Genomic DNA, 17,213 nt, shown 5'->3' with positions numbered 1-17,213 from the left:
CGGTCGGCGCTACTTGTTCCCCAATCTGGCATGCGCTAGGCCTGCAGCCATCGTTTCGGAGCCTGTCCTTGCGCCTCAATTTTGCCAGTGCCCTCCTCGTCATCGCCGTCGCTGCGACCATCCTGCCACCGGGCTACCCGGCCTATATCGGCAGCTATATTGCGCTGATTGCCGCGATCCTCGGTTTGCTGGTGTATGGCTGGCGCGAACGAGCAAGTTTCCGGCACCCGACGGCACTGGCAATCATGGCGGCGATAGCGCTCGTCGCCGCAGCCGTGCCCTTCGTCTATCGCGGCGAACAAGACATCCTGGCGCCCGTACTTATTCTGCCCATGCTCTCGACTATAGCGCTTGGCCTGCTGGCGCGCCCGGCCAAGTGGGTGCCCAGCCCGACGGTGTTTGCAATGATTTGCCTTTTGGCCGTGTTCATCGCACTCGTCGGCGGCGCACACGAACGCTTTGTTCTTGGTGCCTATCGGCCTGGCATGGGTAACAACCCTATCCACTACGGATCGCTGGCGGCAATGGCCGGCTGCCTTGCCATGGTAGGGGTCGTCTCGGGCAAGTCACCGTGGCGTTATCTGTTCCTGCTGGGGCCCGTGCTTGGCCTCGGTTGCGCCGTAATTGCGGATTCGCGCGGGCCAATGCTGGGTGCCATGGTCATGTCGGTCACTGGCATCGCCGTGCTGTCGATCTTTCTCTGGCGCGAAAAGCTCTATCCCATTGCCGCCCTGATCACTGTCGCCGTAGCGATAGGGGCCGTCGCCTATCTGGTCGGCAGCGGCAATGAGCGCGCAACCAGCATTTTCCAGAGTGGGCTGAACATTTTCCACTTCACCGGTGGCAGCGACGATATTCGTGCAGCGCTCTATGCATCGGCGGTCGAGATTTTGAAGAATTCGCCCATTGTTGGCATTGGCCTCGGGCAGATCATGGTTACCGCACAGACGCTGTTTCCGCAGCAGGGCGAGGTTTTTACGCTCGAAAACCTGCATGCCGACTGGGCCAATTTCGCTGCAATGGCGGGTGGACTGGGTCTGTTGGCGTGGCTGCTGTTGCTGGCCGCGCCGCTTTTTTTGCTGCTCGATCCCAGGGCGCGGCTGGATCAACCGGTCGTTCTTGGGGCTTTGCTGTTGAGTACCGGCCAACTGGCGCTCGGCATCAGCAATGCCACTTTCGGCATCCTGCCCCAGACCATGCTCTATGCCGTAGCTCTCGGTTACTTCCTTGTCCGCGCACGGCGACTGGGACAGGGCGCAGCCCAGCAGAGTGGCCACTAAGGCCACAGTTAAGATGGCGCCGGGATCGGATGGGTTACCAAAACCCAGATTAAGCAGCAGCGATATCAGGGGCAGGTGGATAGCGATGAAGCAGACCCAAACAGACGTCCCATCGACAAGCTCTCACCAGTTTGGTTCAACAGGGCGGTAGCTGACGGCACGGTCTTGGGGAGGTTCTGTCTGATAGCACTGCTGTCGCTGCACACGTTTGCGTGCTTCGCTAAGTCCGATTGCCTGCGCGGTCCAGGTCTTTGCGGGTCGTTAGATCATAAATGTACCGTGTTTGGATCAGTGCTGATTTGTAAGATTGCGTCATTTGAAGGCATTGGGCCAGAATTGCGGTGCAAAGTTATCTCCAGTCGCCTGTTGGAGGCGGTACGATGTCTGTCGATTGAGAGCTCGACCAGTGCGCCTTTCACAGAGTCACGTTTCGAGACCCGACGTCAGATGATTTTTGCTAAGGCGCTTTTAAGGTGATCGGTAAATCCCCTGACTTTCGCCGGGACGTATTGTGACATGGGAAAGACTGCATGCACGTCGAGTGGTGCGTATTGGTAGACTGGCATGATTTGTACCAATTTTCCGGCGGCGAGTTCGTCCTGTATCTGGGGAAGCTGCGCGCCGCCCAAGCCAAGTCCGCCGACGAGTGCCTTGGTGAGCACGAAGGTGTTGTTGGCGAGAAAGCTGGTCTCCACCACTACCAAAAGCGACCCCGCCGGACCGATCAACGGCATGGTGTCGTCTGTTGCGGCCCAACTGAACCGGACCTGCCGGTGAGTCGACAACTCTTCAGGCGTTTCAGGTATGCCGTGCTGGTCAAGGTAATCTGGTGCGGCAACCAGGATCCGTCGAAGCGTGCCGAGTCGGCGCGCAATGAGGCCGGAGGACCGCAGGGTGCCAAAGCGAATTGCAAGGTCGACCGCCTGTTCGGTCAGGTCCACATAGCGGTCGTCCAGCATCAATTCGGTGGTCAGCCCAGGGTGCTTCAACTGAAACGCGATTGCTATGTCAGCGAGGTACATCTGGCCGAAGCCAGTGGGCGCCTGAATGCGGAGGTGGCCAGTCAACTCGCTGCTGGCAACCAGTTCAGCCGCCTCGATAACTGCAGCGAGAACTGGCTTGGCCCGCGAATAGTAAGTCTGACCCGCCTCGGTCAGCGACAATTGACGAGTGGTCCGGTTGACGAGCCGCACGCCCAGATGCTGCTCGAGCGCGTTGACTTTCTGGCTCACGGCTGGCTGGGACAGCTTCAGGTCTCGGCCTGCCGCAGACAGGCTGCCCAGTTCAGCGACGCGGACGAACACCTTCATTGCAGCCAACACATCCAAAATTTCACCCAACGATTTACTTATAACTGATCTAACATTTAGGGGCCTGCTCCGCGCTTGGCAAATGAATGATGGTGCGTCATCGCCCACTATGGGCACAAGGAGCACAGCATGTCCGAACCACGAAAGACCGCTTTAGTCGTCGGCGCCAATGGCGTGATTGGCGGCAATCTCATCGATCATCTGCTGACATTGGATGATTGGGATACTGTCGGACTGTCACGCCGCGGTGGTGTATCGACCGACCGCGTAGGCTATATCGCTGTCGATCTGCTCGACCGCGATGCCACCGATCACGCCCTCGCTGAACTGTCCGGGGTCACTCATATCTTTTATGCCGCCTACCAGGATCGCCCCAGCTGGGCCGAGCTGGTGCCACCAAATCTGGCGATGCTGGTCAACGTAGTCGACGCGATCGAGCCCGTTGCCAAGGGCTTACAGCACATCAGCCTGATGCAGGGCTACAAGGTCTATGGCGCCCACCTGGGGCCTTTCAAGACACCAGCGCGGGAGAGTGATGCCAATCACATGCCGCCTGAATTCAATATCGACCAGCAGGCGTTTCTCGAACGACGGCAGATCGACCAGAGCTGGACGTGGTCCGCCTTACGCCCTTCGGTGGTTATCGGTTTTGGGTTGGGCAATCCGATGAACCTCGCCATGGTCATCGCCATTTACGCGAGCATGTCGAAAGAACTCGGTTTGCCACTTCGTTTCCCCGGCAAGCCGGGCGCTTATGACAGCCTGTTGGAAATGACGGACGCCGGGCTGCTGGCGCGGGCCACCGTCTGGGCGGCCACTACCCCGGCCTGTGCAAATCAGGCTCTCAACATCACAAATGGCGATCTGTTTCGCTGGAGTGAAATGTGGCCCAGGATAGCGGCCTATTTCAAAATGGAAGTGGCGCCGCCGCTACCAATGAACCTCTCGACCATCATGGCCGACAAGGAGCCGCTTTGGGCAGACATGGTGGCTCGCCACGGGCTGGCGAACGTCAGCTATCTAGATGTGTCGTCCTGGCCTTTCGGTGATGCTGTCTTTGGTTGGAACTACGATTTTTTCGCCGACGGATCTAAAGCCCGGCGCTTGGGCTTTCACCAACATGTCGACACGGCAACAATGTTCTTTTCGGTGTTCGACGATCTGCGTGCGCGCAAGATCATTGGGTAGCAGAACGTCTGCTGGAGGGGGCGACTACCGGCCACCCTGAACTGTGGTCTCGTTAGACGTTGCTCACTTACACCCCGCCAGCTTCGCGAGGCTCGATTATGCAGCGGCAAGAGCTTTCCGCAGTCCCGCAGCGTCAAGTCGCACACAGTATGCGGGTGTGTTGGCCTGAAAACGCCAGCCTTCGGACAGCTGGCCTACATCTACGACGTTGAACCCGATCTGCTCGACAAGACCGGCAATCACCGCTTTGGCGGCGGCGTCATCGCCGGCAATGGGATGGGCGCGCCGGTCGGCTGATCCAGACGGCCTGCCGTCTGTTTCGATATCCCTGGCAACGATGGCGTTGAATGCCTTGACCACTTTCGATTGCATCAGGTGGTCGGCCAGCAACTGGCTGGTCGTGGTCTCCTGGCTATCCAGTTCCGCGATATGGCCATCGCGCTGCGGGTAATAGTTGTTGGCATCGACGACGACCTTGCCGGCGAGCAGATCGGCCGACAGGGAGCGATAAGCCCTCGATGGAATGGCGACGACGACGATGTTGCCGAAGGCGGCGGCTTCCTCGACCGTGCCGAGCTTGACACCCAGGGTGCCGACCAGGCTGAACAGCGTATCGGGGCCACCCGAATTGCTGACCATGACATCGTGCCCTAGTTTAACGGCGACCGTGGCGAGGGCGCGCCCCATAAAGCTTGCACCGATAAGTCAATTTTCGTTTTATCCGACTCCAGGGATGGCAGGCCTTTTGGCTTGCCATGTTCTCCTCAACCCCAAATCGGCCAGACTGCAAAATGCACAAGAACCGACTTTTTTGTCGGGTACACACCGAAAGGTAAGCTCACCATGCCCTCTAGATTGGAGTGCGACATCGTCCACCGGACGCTGTGCGGCGACAACATGGAGACAGTTCTCGCCAGCCTGGAAGGTCGCTGGAAGATGAAGATACTGGCGCATTTGCTGGGCGGTTCAACGCTCAGATTTCGGAGCTGGAGCGCGCAATCACCAAAATCTCGCAAAAAATGCTAAATGAGACGACGCCTGTCCTCTATCAAATCCACGAGGGCGGCTAGCTTGGTGTCGGCCGCATATCCTCGCTTCCACCAATGCCGGATGTAATCGCACTCAGCTTGGGTGTGTACAATAGGCTCTGGCTATCTGGAGGGAGGGGGTACTGTTGCATCGGCCGCAACTTCGGCCTTCGAGCCAATCTCATTTTCCATTTGGCTTCCCTAAATGTTGCCCGTATCGGATCATATGTCGCATGGAATTGACGGGAGCGTACGCGACCGACCGAAATGCTTGGGATCGTATTCCAGCACGCGACGTGACAGAACCGAACAACTCGGCACCCAAATGGGCAAAGCCGTCAGTGTCTGCCGATGCCGCGGAATGGTCTGCTCGCGACCTGCCCGGCTATCGAGCTGAACGGAACTAGGTCGGAGTAACTCTGAACCTTGTGCCGTGACGCAGCACCCGCTTGACGAGATGCTCACAAATCCGGACACGGTGCGGACACGACTTTCACACCAGTAAAGCTGAAAAGGGAAAAGCCCAGCGAACTCATTGAGTTTACTGGGCTTCTTTGGTTGCGGGAGCAGGATTTGAACCTGCGACCTTCAGGTTATGAGCCTGACGAGCTACCGGGCTGCTCCATCCCGCGACAAGGATGTTTGATAACAATGCCGGGTGGGTTGTCATCGATCACGACCGTTGGCCGCGACGTGATGGGTATATAGGGGGTGATCGCCGATTGCTCAACCCCTAAAGAGCTATTGCGTGACAGTTTTTTGACGGTACGATTTTTGGGCAGCAAGCCTGTCATTTTTGGCGGGTTCGGCTAGGGTGTGCAGGCTTCCATACCACTTGTCGAGATTATCTTATGAAACTGAAGCCGCTTGGCCGCACCGACCTGCTCGTTACCGAACTGTGCCTTGGAACGATGACCTGGGGCAGCCAGAATACCGAGGCCGAGGGCCATGCCCAGATCGACATGGCTCTCGAAGCTGGGCTCAATTTCATGGACACGGCAGAAATCTACGCGGTGCCGCGCAGCCCCGAAACTTCGGGACGCACCGAGGAGATTATCGGCAACTGGTTCAAGAAAACCGGCAAGCGCGACCAGTGGGTGCTCGCAACCAAGGTCATAGGCGGTCCGGTCGACTTTATCCGCAACAATACTGGCACCAGCGGCAAGACCCTGCGCGAAGCGTTCGAGGCAAGCCTTCGGCGCCTGCAGACCGATTATATCGATCTCTATCAGATCCATTGGGCCGGTCGCGGTAGCTACAATTTCGAGGGATACTGGACCTACGAGCCGCACAAGCAGGACACGGCAGACGTGCTCGCCAATATCGAGGACATGCTCGAAACGCTTGGTGCGCTGGTCAAGGAAGGCAAGCTGGGCCATGTCGGCGTCTCCAACGAGACCACCTGGGGCATTGCCCAATGGCTGCGCATCGCCGAGGCTAAAGGCTTCCCGCGGCTGGTTTCCGTGCAGAACGAGTACAGCTTGCTGCGCCGAATTTTCGACCACGACATGGCCGAGCTGAGCCATCATGAGAATGTGGGCCTGCTCGCCTATTCACCGCTGGCCGGCGGATTGATCACAGGCAAATATTTCGACGGCCAGATTCCGGCTGGCAGCCGCGGCGATTATCAGAAGGGTTTCTGGCGGCTGAATGAGCATTCCGAGGCTGCCGGCAAGGAATATATTGCGCTGGCCAAGCGCCATGGGCTCGACGTTTCGCAGATGGCCATCGCCTTCGCCATGACCCGCCCGTTCACGACATCTGTCATCATCGGCGCTACCAGCACCGAGCAACTCGCCAATGATATCGGAGCTAAAGACTTAGTATTATCGCCGGAATTGCTGGTCGAAATCGATGCGCTGCACCGCCGCTATCCGCGGCCGATCTGATAGCAATCGGTCAACAGACTGTTAGCGTTGAGCACCGCCCAAGCGCTATAAACGTGGACATTCCGCAGATTTGGGGGCGACCTTGTCGACGACGCTGATTTCGACGTTTTTTCCGCTGCTCTGCTACTTCGCCTACAACATCATCGTGCCGCAGCTGGAAAAGCTGCGGCCGTCGCTGTCGGTGATCATGAACATGCAGCGCCGTCGCTGGGTGGCCAATGCCGCGCTACGGGAATCGCCGTTCGATGCGATCCTGTCCGGCAATATCATGGGCTCGGTCAGCTTCCTCGCATCCACCGCCGTGCTGCTGATCCTTGCCATCTTCGCGGTGTTCGGCCAATTGCCCGCACTTATGGCGGCGCTCAATTCGGCGTCGCTGCACCGGGTCTATTCGGTGACGGAGGTGCAACTGCATTTGGTGGTGATGCTGACGATGTTCGTGTTGGCGTTTTTCGCCTTCACGCTGTCGCTGCGCCAGTTCAACCACTTCTGCATCATGCTCGGGGCCATCGATCATTCCTCGCCAATTTCGGACGAAGAGATCGACGCCATTACGCGGATGAATGCGCTAGGCGCCAAAAATTTCAACAGCGGCATTCGGGCCTATTATTTCTCGGTCGCCACGGTCGCCTGGTTCGTCTCGGAATGGCTGCCGATCGCTACCTGTGTCGCCACCATCCTGATTTTGGCGCATAGAGAGTTCTTTTCGTCGCCGCACCGGACGGCCGCTTCGGCCGCAATCATCGCAGCGCGTCGGCAGCAGGAAAGAAAACTCTAAAGATACTGGCGCAAGAACGCGGCAACGTCGGCCAGCACCGGCGCGATGCGGCGGGCGGGACGGCCCAGCGCCATCAGCGGCCCCGGATGCCCCAGCGTCGGATAGTGTTTTTCGACCACCGTCACGCCCGCTTCGCGCAGCTTCTTGGCCAAGGCCATGCTGTTGCGCGGATAGACCAGGGTATCCTTGTCGCCCGAGCCCAGAAATGTCGGCGGCGCGTCGGCCGACACGTGGTTGATTGGCTGCGTGCCCAACGGCTCGCGCACTGCGCCAAAGGTGCGTAGTGTTATCGGGCCATCGAACGGAAAAAAATCATAGGGCCCGGACAGCCCCACCATGCAGCGCACCCGGTCACGCAGGCCCAGCCGTGTGAGGTAGTCGCGATCCAGCCCCAGCATCAGCGCATTGTAGGCGCCGGCCGAATGCCCCATCAGCGCCAGGCGGTTTGGGTCGCCACCATACTCGGCAATATGCTCGACCACCCAGGAAAATGCCGCCGCGCCATCATCGAGAAAGCCGGGATATTCGACCTCGGGCAGCACCCTATAATCTGCAATGACAGCAACATAACCCAGAGCCGCCAGCGCTCGACCGGCGAAGGTATAGTGATGACGGCTGCCGTCCATCCAGGAGCCACCATAGACGAAGAATATCACGGGAAGAGGTCCGTCGGCTTTCTTGGGTGCATAGACATCGAGCTTCTGCCGCGCCGACGCGCCATAGGGCACATCACTCGCGACCCTGGTAGCACCCGCATCCTTGGGACTGAGGGCATTGATGATACTGAGGATAGAGATAGTCATGACCGCCCCGTTTCGTGCAACCAAGATACGAGCGAGAGGCTAACAATGTTTCGCTAAGACACGATGATTGCTGCAAAGTTCATCCGGCTTTAAGGAGCGCCGGGCCAGATTGCGCCTTCGGGAGCAGATGGAGACCACAGCGTGAGCTACGGCGCGCGACCCAGCATCGAAACCACGCCTGCCGCCACTGCACCTTCCGAGGCCGCGATGGCGCAGATCGGTCGTTTCGATCACGTCACCCGCCTGCCCAATCGCCTACAGTTCATCGAACGCTTCGCTGACCTCGCCCATCCCCACCGGCCCACGATGCTGGTACTGGTGACCCTGGCTGAGGCCAAGCATTACAACGAAATCCTGCGTGCCCTCGGCATGGCGTTTGCCGATGACTTTGTCCGCGCCGGCGCCAGCATGCTGGCGTCGCTGCTGCCGCCCGACGCGGCTATTTTTCACGTCAGCGTGCTAAGCATCGCCACTGCCATTCCGGTCGACTACCCAGCCCAGGCGCCGACCTTGGCGACCATCATCGCGGCCGCTTTCGCTGGCGCCATCGAAGTCAACGCCATTCCGATCAAGACCAAGGTCGGCGTTGGCCTGCTGCCGCTCGACAGCACGCAGGGGGCTGCGGAATCGCTGCGCGCCGCGTTGGTCGCGGCACAGGACAGCCGCCGCATCGACAGCGGCTACACCTTCTATGATCACAGCTCCGACGCCGCCCACCTGCGCGCATTCCGTATTCTGGCAGACCTGCCCGCAGCACTCGCCGCGCCGGACCAGCTGACGCTGCACTACCAGCCACGCATCACGATGAGTTCCGGCGCCTGCCACGCCGTCGAGGCCCTGCTGCGCTGGACCCATCCCGAACTGGGCCCCATATCGCCAGCAGAATTTGTGCCGCTGGCCGAACAGACCGCGCTGATCACACCACTGACAGATTGGGTGATGACTACGGCGCTGCAGCAGAACCGGCTGTTCCGCGACCTGGGATACGACCTGCGCGTGTCGATCAACGCCTCGCCGGTCAACCTGTCCGAGGCCGGCTTTGACGACGTGCTGCTGCATCGGCTCGAAGCGCTGGAGCTTGAGCCTCAGCATGTCGAACTCGAATTCACCGAAGGCACGCTGGCGACCAATTCGCAGCGCACCGTGCAGCAACTGACGCGCTTGCGCAGAGCGGGCGTCACCGTGGCGCTCGACGACTTCGGCTCTGGATATTCCAACCTGAGCTACCTCTCGCGCATCCCGGCCGATGTCCTCAAGATCGATCAGTCGTTCGTGCGCCCGCTGATCGACGCCAGCCACGACGACTTCCTGCTGCGCCAGATCATCGCCATGGCCAATGGGTTGGGTTTCCGGGTCTGCGCCGAAGGCATCGAAACCGCCTACGCCTATGACCATCTCCGTAGCCTGGGCGTCGAGGAAGGCCAGGGCTTTCACATGGCGCGGCCCATGCCAGCAGACCTGCTGCAACAATGGTTGGAAGCGCGTCCCCACACCTGATCCTGCCTCGGGCAATTCAAATCTGACATTGACATTCACCTAATGGAGTCGCTTTATGCGGCCAGCAAGCTCCATCAAGACCAGTCGCACCAATATGCTCGTATGTCAGTGCAATATGATCACCAGCAGCGAGGTCGAGAACATCGTTCTCGACCTGCTTAAAGCCGATCCCTGGCAACTAGTCGTGCCGGCCAAGGTCTATGGTGAGCTGAATCGCCGCGCCAAATGCAGCGGTTGCGTACCGAATGTGGTGGACATTATTGTCCGCGTCACCGAAAACTACCACTCGCAGCAAGCCCTGGAGGCCGGCGAAGTCGTTTCGCTTCCATCTGGGTTAGACAAGCTTAAAAAGCAACAGAGTGGAGTACGGCGTGAAAGGCGAAGCACAAGTCATCGAGCGGCTTAACGAGGCCCTCTTTCTCGAACTCGGTGCGGTCAACCAGTATTGGGTCCATTTTCGTCTGCTCGACGACTGGGGCTTTAAGAAGCTGGCTGCCAAGGAACGCGCCGAATCCATTGAAGAAATGCATCATGCCGATCGTCTGATCGAGCGCATCATCTTCCTCGAAGGTCACCCGAACCTGCAGCGCGTTGCGCCTTTGCGAATCGGCCAGACCATCAAGGAAGTGCTAGAGGCCGATCTCGCCGGCGAATACGAAGCCCGCGCCGCCTATAAGGCCAGCCGCGAGCTCTGCGAAAGCATTGGTGACTATGTCTCCAAGAACCTGTTTGAAGCCCTGCTGACGGACGAGGAAGGTCATATTGACTTCCTGGAGACCCAGCTCGACCTGCTCGAAAAGATCGGCGTCGAAAAATACGGCCAGCTCAATTCTTCCCCGGCCAACGAAGCCGAATAATCCAGTTCAGATTTCAAGCCGCCCGGAACCAGTTCCGGGCGGTTTTGCTTTGTACCAGTTTATGGAGAATATCATGACCTGGCACTTCGGCCGACTTGTCGACCATATCCACCTGCGGGCGCGGAACTTTGCAGATACGCGCCTGTTCTATGAAAAAGTTTTGGCTACACTAGGCCACACCATCCAAATGCAGGGCGAGGGCTGGTTCCAGGTCGACGAGTTGTTCGTTGATGGGGCGGATGCCAAAACCACGCCGAGCCACATCCACCTGGCTTTCCAGGCGAGCGATCGCGCCACGGTCGACGCTTTCTATGAGGCCGCGCTGGCGGCCGGCGGCAGCGACAATGGCAAGCCGGGCGAACGGCACTACCACCCTGGCTACTACGGTGCCTTCGTGCTCGATCCGGACGGAAACAATATCGAGGCGGTGTTCCACGGAGAGAACCAGCGCTCGGCGGCGTCCGTGGAGATTGAGTCCACGCGGTAAAGATTACCTTCGCTCTGGCAGGCACTGCACGTCACCCTCGGGCTCGACCCGAGGGCTCTGTACTTCACCGGCCGCTCGGCAAGTGAAGGGCCCTCGGGTCAAGCCCGAGGGTGACGGCCGGTTGATGACGCCCGGTGAATGCGGCGCCTTCGTGCCATTCGGCCATAGGCCTCATGGCCTAGTCTGCTTAAATCGCACCACTGGCGCGATTTGTCCCTGCGGGCGCTGCCTAGTTCTCGATCGGCTGGAACATAGAATTCATCTGTTCAACGATCTGGTCCATCGGCGCAATGGCTTCGGGCAGGTCTTCGGGGGCGTTGGGCGCCACGGCGACATAAGGCACACCGCTGGGGAAGGCGCCGAACATCTGGAAGAAGGTGACCATGTCGTCGAGCACCGGCATGCGCCAGCGCCACATGGCGCCGAGCGCCAGCACCGTCTCCATGTGGCCGAAGCCCTCATAATAGCGGGTTGTGACCCAGACGCCGCTGTCCTTGAGTTTCTGGGCGAAGCGCTCGGTATTTTGCACCCGCACAATGGGATCAGTCGTGCCGGAAGCCAGGTACATCGGCGGCATATCGCTGGTCACCAAATTGATCGGTTGCGTGCCCTGCGGGTTCGGCGCCTTGCCGAAGGCCTCGCGCACCTCGCCATATTCGAACGGATAGAAATCGAACGGCCCGGAGAGCGCCGCGACGCCGAGGATAGGCATGGTCACGCCATATTCGCGCAGGAACGACGGATCGAGCGCCAGCATGGTGGCATTATAGGCACCAGCCGAGTGACCGGCGAGGAAGAGGCGATTTGTATCGCCACCGTAGGAGGTAATGTTGTCCTGTACCCAGGCCAGCGCATTGGCACTGTCCTCGAGGAATGCCGGATAGGTAACCTCAGGCACCAGCCGATAGTCTGCGATGACCACGACGAAGCCGCGCGACGCCAGGGCCTGGCCGACGAACTGGTATTCGTAGCGCTCGCCCCGGCTCCAGCCGCCGCCATAAATGAAGAATACCACCGGCGCCAGCGAACCGCGTGCTGCAGGGGCATAGACATCGAGCTTGTGGCGCGGCCCATCGGCATAGGCGATGCCGTCGCCGACCTTGACTGTGCCGCCATCCATGGCCGCCGGCAGGTTGAACGGATCCATGATTGACAGGGCGAAGGCCGGGCTGGGCAGCGCAACGCTCACCAGCAGCAGGCCGATGAGGGTACGGCGGGATAGGGAATAGGGCTTAGACATGGCTACAACGCGCAAATTGGGAGAGCCGCCACATAGCGGCAAATACCGGGAATATTGTGGCCATCCCGGAGGCCTCGCATAATGGGCGAGGGCAGGCGCCTCGAATGAATGGAGACTGCCTGCCCTCTACTTAAGCCCGCTTAGGGTGCCCCCAAAGGGTTAACGATAGGTTAACGCTTGAGCCTATCGAGCAATCTGCCAGAAATGTGTCCGTCGGCAGGAATGCCCGCGCGCTGCTGATAGGCAATCACCGCAGCGCGCGTCTTGGGACCGAGCACGCCATCGGGTGAACCCACATTGTAGCCGACCCGGCCAAGCAGCGTCTGCAGCTCGCCGCGCTGCGCCTTGCTGAGGGCATAGTCATTGGCCGGCCACGGCGTGGCAAAGTCGCCGCCACCAATAATGCGATCTGCCAGGTGCCCCACGGCGAGCGCATAGCTGTCGGAATTATTGTAGCGCTTGATCACATCGAAGTTCGGCAGCAGCAGGAACGTCGGCCCTGAGGCGCCCGCCGGCATGTAAAGGCGCCCGATATCGCTGCCACGTGGAAACGGCTTGCCCGAAACGCGCTGGATGCCCATGGCCTGCCACTGGGCCAGCGGCGCCCGTTCCAGTTGGCGCGCCCCCGCATAATCGAAGCCACTCGGCAGATTGACCTCATAACCCCAGGTTTCGCCCTCGCGCCAGCCGAAGCTGTGCAGGTAATTCGCCGTGGAGCCCAGCGCGTCCTGCACCGAGTTCCAAATGTCCTTCTTGCCGTCGCCATTGTAATCGACCGCATAGCGCATGAAGCTTGAGGGCATGAACTGGGTGTGGCCCATGGCGCCGGCCCATGAGCCCAACATGTTATCGGCGCTCACATGGCCATCGGAAATGATGCGCAGGGCTGTCAGCAACTCTTCGCGGAAAAAGTCCGGGCGATAGCCGCCCTCGGTCAGCGTTGCCAGCGCGTGAATGGTTTGTTCGCCGCCCATGAAGCCACCGAAGTTGGTCTCCATGCCCCAGATGGCCAGCACGAATTCCGGCTGCACGCCCCAGCGCTGCTTGCTCCCGGTCAGCGTCTGGTTCCACTCGGACCGCATTGCGCGGCCCTTGTTGGCCTGGGCATTGGTGACGCGGCGCTCGATATAGTCCTGCACCGTGCGGGTGAATTCGGGTTGCGACTTGGTATGCTCCATCAGCTTGGCCGAGAAGCTGTAGCCCGCAAAGGCCGCCTGGAATGCGGAGCGGCTGACGCCGCGCGCCTCTGCCTGGGGCCACAGGCTACGCACGAAATCGGCGCTATTGGCCAAAGCGGGCGCCACGGCGCTCAAGCTCAGGGCAGCAGCGATTGCCAATGCGGAAAGCCCGCGCAGGGCAAGGATGGATTTGCCGGTCGAGTGGAACATGACGAGCCTCGTGATACGCGTGACAAAAAACACGATTGCGCCGGCTGTGCCGCAACGGGCGCGTGTATCACTATTTTAACCCATCAAATTAAGATCGGTTTAAGGCAAGGCCCAGTGGCGCTTAGCCCGATCACGAATGCGCCAACTTTATTGAGCGGGCTCGCTTCCGGGAGGGGGCAATTGTCCCGCGGTGCGGTAGGTCACGGTCTGGCTCGGCGTTTTGATGCCGCGATCTTCAAACAGGCGCATCACCAACTCGCTATACAGCCGGCCGGCGCCCCACTGCTTGCCGGCCACCGTCTTGATGCGGGTGCGTAGGCTCATCGAGGCAGGCGTGATGGCAATCAGCCCCTGCAGGTCGAGATCATCGAGGATGACGTCGCGGTGCTCGGGAATTTCCATCACCTGCACAAAGGCATCACGCAGCGCCTGTTTGACCTCCTCGATAGTGCTGTCGCGCGCCACTTCGAACTCCGCCACATAGAACGAGAAACCGCGAACCATATTGGAGACCTGGTCCACCGAGGAAAACGGGATCAGATGCACCGTTCCGCTCATGTCACGGATCGTCACCGACCGAATTGTGAGCTTTTCAACGACGCCCGAGCGGCCAGCCGCCTCCACCACGTCACCCTCGTTCATCACATTTTCAAACTGGATGAAAATGCCGGTAATGATATCCTGCACCAGTTTTTGTGCGCCAAAACCGATGGCCAGGCCGATCACCCCGGCGCCCGCCAGCAGTGGCGCGATATTGACCCCGATCTGCGCCAGCGCCAGCATCAGCCCAAACACCACCAGCGCGATGGTGAAAGCGTTCTTGAACAAGCCGAGCAGCGTCTTCTCGCGCGGCGTCGGTGTTTTGCCGATGCTGGTGTTGAGTCGGTATTCTATCCACGATGCCACCACCACATGCAGCACGACGCAGGCGAGGATGATCAGTGCAGCGGAAATAACCGAGCCGGCAACCTGCTGGCCATGATCGCTGCCTATCCAGCCGACGAAATCGAACAGCGCCCAAGCCTGGGCTATGGCAAGCAGCACCGCCACGATAGCCACCCAGCGCACTACCTGCATCACAGTCGGCACGAAGGCCCGCAGTCGCGTTTCCAGCAGCGGCAAGCGCTGTTTGATATCAGGCGGCAGGCTAAGTCCCGCATTGACGAAGCGCGAAATAAAACTGACGATGACGATACCGACAAGAATTGCCACGATCGACTGCACTGTCGCCCCGAGCATGAAGGGCAGCGCCTGATCCGGATTGGCGAACCACACCACCAGCAGCGTCACCAGATAGACGATGGCCACCACATGCCAGTGCTGGCCGAGCAGCGATAGCAACTGCCCGGTGCCGTCATGCCCACGCCGCTCGGCAATGCCGGACAGCCAGATCCGCACTTCGTCCTTGTTCTGCAGCACGATGATGATGCCGATAGTGACGGCCGTCGCCATTACCAGAACCTGCACCGCCGAGGCAGCGCCGATTGAAATATTGGAAGCCAGTAATGGGGAGACAAATAGGAAAGTGTAGCCGACCAGCGAAATGATCCGCGCCAGCCAAAACGACCAGTAAGCCGCGTTACCGTCACCCACGGGTAACAACCGCACGGCCTCGTAGCGCGGCGCCAGCAAAGCTCGCGCCACCATCTTGGTCATCTCCACCAGGAGGAAAGCATTGAGCAACAGCGACTGGTTGATGCCCATGCGTCCTGTCGTACCATCGACCAGAGTAATCGCCACGATATAGCCGATGGCCCAGGCCAGCAGCACCGAGCCAAGATCGACCAGTAGCGCCCCGATGGTGCCGGCAACGCGCGATATCCAGCCACGGCCGGCAACCCGCCGCGCAATCATCCGCAGCGCCCAATGCACCACCAGCCGCAGCACCCAGAAACTGCCGAACAGCCCCGCAGCCACCAGCAGCACGCTGATCGACACATCGCGAAAGCTCTCAAGATCGGCGTTCAGCGTACCGCTTAACCCCTGCTGCAGATCGACGAACACCGCGCCCAACGAACGCAGGGTGGTCGACGTGCCCTCGGCCGCGGCCCGGGTATATTCGGCCAGCTGTCGCACGATGCTCAGATCGTGAGGCGTCTCCGCAGGGACAGGGGCGCCGGCACCGGTCTGCTGCAGCCGCTCGATCAGCAACGCGCGGGTCTGATCATTTTCAAGGATGCGCACCAGTTCGTCGATGCTGGCGTCGCTGCCGGGCTCCGTGCGGGCCTCTGGCGCGGGCGTAAGGCCCGGCACCTGCGCCATGACGGCGACGGGCGATAGAACCAGCATGAGCAGCAGAAGCAGGGTGCGCATTGAAATATCCGCTATACTCGACAAGGATTGGCGATCGCACGCCTTGGTGCCTGCCGAATGTGGATACGCTGAGGCGGCGACAAGGTTCAACCGCCTGCGCATTGTTCTGCCGTGAATGGAGCACGAAATGGACCAGCACAACATCCCCGCCGACTGGTTGGCGCGTCTCGCTACGTTATGGACCGCTGTCGACGCCACGCCACCGGCTAAGTTTCTCGAGGCTATGTCGACGTTGATGGCCGAACTGCCGGAGCAACACTCACGGGCACCGTTCGAGCTGGCTTCGGCCAATGATTCAATCGGCAACGAGGCCGCCGCCGCGCCGCTATATCAGGCTGCTCTAGGCAAGGGGCTTGATAGCGACCTGCACCGCCGGGCCACAATTCAGCTGGCCAGCAAGCTGCGCGATCTCGGACGTCCTGATGAGGGACTGGCCCTGCTCATCGCCGAGCGCCAGCGCAGCAGCGACGACCTCAATGACGCCGTGGCCATATTCGAAGCGCTGACGCTGGCCGACCTTGGGCTCGAACGAGATGCGTTAGCCGGAGTTCTGACGAGGCTCGCCGCCCGCCTGCCGCGCTATCGTCGCTCGGTTACCAGTCATGCCGCATCCCTGCCTTCGGCGCCTTTTCGCGACGATGTCCTTGTGATCTTCGAACGTGACGGAACGCCGCCGCTACCGACGCCGGAGCGGGCGGACCACGTCGAGCACTGCGGCGCCCGCATCTGGTACGCCGACGTCGGTAAAGGTCCGGCCGTTATCCTGCTGCATGGCGGCCTTGGCCACAGCGGCAACTGAGCACATCAGATTCCTTCCCTTCTGGGCTCGGGCCATAGGGTTATCGTGATCAATAGTCGAGGCCATGGCCGGAGCACGCGGGATCTGGAGAGGTGGCTCGGGAAATCTGGACAGCGGGATAAGTGGATTTTGTGCCTGATGGCAGAGGTGGCTCGGTTTGTCTGAACAGCCTGCGGGGCTTGGCTAATACCAACGGGGATTATTTGTGACTCGTTTTGGATTCCTTCTTCAGGGAATTACTGATTCCATGGGGCGAAGGAAATTCGCCCATGACAGTCTCGGTTCGGATCAGGCAGGATTATTCGTCGCAAGAGCTTCGGCGCCTGGCATCACGGAGCAAAGACGCCAATCAAAGC

14 protein-coding genes, 1 tRNA gene and 2 pseudogenes are annotated in these 17,213 nt (G+C 60.0%); 10 read left to right on the top strand and 7 right to left on the bottom strand.

Features of this window, described 5'->3' with window-relative positions; all coding sequences use genetic code 11:
• The first annotated feature begins 68 nt into the window (after positions 1-68).
• On the top strand, positions 69-1,280 hold the full coding sequence (locus WH91_RS13295; protein ID WP_046171497.1) for an O-antigen ligase family protein: 1,212 nt from the start codon (positions 69-71) through the stop codon (positions 1,278-1,280).
• Positions 1,281-1,723: 443 nt separating this feature from the next.
• Here the strand turns inward: WH91_RS13295 and WH91_RS13290 are convergent, their stop codons facing one another.
• Positions 1,724-2,620, bottom strand: a complete 897-nt coding sequence (locus tag WH91_RS13290; RefSeq protein WP_199533524.1) for a LysR family transcriptional regulator — start codon at positions 2,618-2,620, stop codon at positions 1,724-1,726.
• Between the two features lie 99 nt (positions 2,621-2,719).
• On the opposite strand from WH91_RS13290, the gene WH91_RS13285 reads away from it, so the two are divergent.
• Entirely contained in the window at positions 2,720-3,778 is a 1,059-nt protein-coding gene (locus WH91_RS13285; RefSeq protein WP_046171495.1) for an SDR family oxidoreductase, read from the top strand.
• Positions 3,779-3,874: 96 nt separating this feature from the next.
• Here WH91_RS13285 and WH91_RS13280 read toward each other — a convergent pair whose 3' ends face one another.
• Positions 3,875-4,480, bottom strand: a complete 606-nt coding sequence (locus WH91_RS13280) for an NADPH-dependent F420 reductase (protein ID WP_280140234.1) — start codon at positions 4,478-4,480, stop codon at positions 3,875-3,877.
• Positions 4,481-5,361: 881 nt separating this feature from the next.
• Positions 5,362-5,438, bottom strand: a tRNA-Met gene (locus tag WH91_RS13275).
• A 219-nt stretch (positions 5,439-5,657) separates the two neighbouring features.
• Here WH91_RS13275 and WH91_RS13270 point away from each other — a divergent pair.
• Entirely contained in the window at positions 5,658-6,695 is a 1,038-nt protein-coding gene (locus WH91_RS13270; protein WP_046171493.1) for an aldo/keto reductase, read from the top strand.
• An 82-nt stretch (positions 6,696-6,777) separates the two neighbouring features.
• Positions 6,778-7,473 (top strand): DUF599 domain-containing protein, encoded by a 696-nt coding sequence (locus WH91_RS13265; RefSeq protein WP_074797473.1) that lies wholly within the window; start codon positions 6,778-6,780, stop codon positions 7,471-7,473.
• Here WH91_RS13265 and WH91_RS13260 read toward each other — a convergent pair.
• Entirely contained in the window at positions 7,470-8,276 is an 807-nt protein-coding gene (locus WH91_RS13260; RefSeq protein ID WP_052952829.1) for an alpha/beta hydrolase, read from the bottom strand. The two genes, WH91_RS13265 and WH91_RS13260, sit on opposite strands and share 4 nt — an antisense overlap.
• A 141-nt stretch (positions 8,277-8,417) precedes the next feature.
• On the opposite strand from WH91_RS13260, the gene WH91_RS13255 reads away from it, so the two are divergent.
• From WH91_RS13255 to WH91_RS13245, 4 genes are all read left to right on the top strand, one after another.
• Positions 8,418-9,773: an EAL domain-containing protein gene (locus WH91_RS13255; RefSeq protein ID WP_052952828.1), complete on the top strand. Its 1,356-nt coding sequence runs from the start codon at positions 8,418-8,420 to the stop codon at positions 9,771-9,773.
• A 55-nt stretch (positions 9,774-9,828) separates the two neighbouring features.
• A complete protein-coding gene (locus WH91_RS23520; RefSeq protein ID WP_244542364.1) occupies positions 9,829-10,179 on the top strand; it encodes a (2Fe-2S)-binding protein in 351 nt (116 codons plus the stop codon).
• Positions 10,145-10,630 carry a bacterioferritin gene (gene bfr, locus WH91_RS13250; protein WP_046171491.1) on the top strand — a complete coding sequence of 162 codons (486 nt, stop codon included), beginning with the start codon at positions 10,145-10,147 and terminating at the stop codon, positions 10,628-10,630. The genes WH91_RS23520 and bfr overlap by 35 nt, the downstream gene beginning before the upstream one ends.
• A 73-nt stretch (positions 10,631-10,703) precedes the next feature.
• Positions 10,704-11,117, top strand: coding sequence for a VOC family protein (locus tag WH91_RS13245; protein WP_199533523.1), 414 nt, complete (start codon positions 10,704-10,706; stop codon positions 11,115-11,117).
• Positions 11,118-11,346: 229 nt separating this feature from the next.
• On the opposite strand, the gene WH91_RS13240 is transcribed toward WH91_RS13245, so the two are convergent.
• The 3 genes from WH91_RS13240 to WH91_RS13230 form a co-directional block, all read right to left on the bottom strand.
• On the bottom strand, positions 11,347-12,357 hold the full coding sequence (locus tag WH91_RS13240) for an alpha/beta hydrolase (RefSeq protein WP_074797471.1): 1,011 nt from the start codon (positions 12,355-12,357) through the stop codon (positions 11,347-11,349).
• 170 nt (positions 12,358-12,527) lie between these two features.
• Positions 12,528-13,745, bottom strand: coding sequence for a lytic murein transglycosylase (locus WH91_RS13235; RefSeq protein WP_046171518.1), 1,218 nt, complete (start codon positions 13,743-13,745; stop codon positions 12,528-12,530).
• A 147-nt stretch (positions 13,746-13,892) separates the two neighbouring features.
• The gene (locus WH91_RS13230) at positions 13,893-16,058 is read right to left on the bottom strand and encodes a mechanosensitive ion channel domain-containing protein (protein ID WP_046171489.1); all 2,166 of its coding nucleotides are present in this window, start codon (positions 16,056-16,058) and stop codon (positions 13,893-13,895) included.
• Positions 16,059-16,173: 115 nt separating this feature from the next.
• On the opposite strand from WH91_RS13230, the pseudogene WH91_RS25450 reads away from it, so the two are divergent.
• Positions 16,174-16,662: pseudogene (locus tag WH91_RS25450) on the top strand (tetratricopeptide repeat protein); the annotation flags it as partial.
• A 9-nt stretch (positions 16,663-16,671) separates the two neighbouring features.
• Positions 16,672-16,941: pseudogene (locus WH91_RS25445) on the top strand (alpha/beta fold hydrolase); the annotation flags it as partial.
• Positions 16,942-17,213: the final 272 nt, after the last annotated feature.

The sequence above is a fragment of the Devosia psychrophila genome (assembly GCF_000971275.1).
Lineage (GTDB): Bacteria > Pseudomonadota > Alphaproteobacteria > Rhizobiales > Devosiaceae > Devosia > Devosia psychrophila.
Note: the sequence above shows the minus strand (reverse complement) of the source record. Positions and strands in the feature narration are given on the sequence as shown.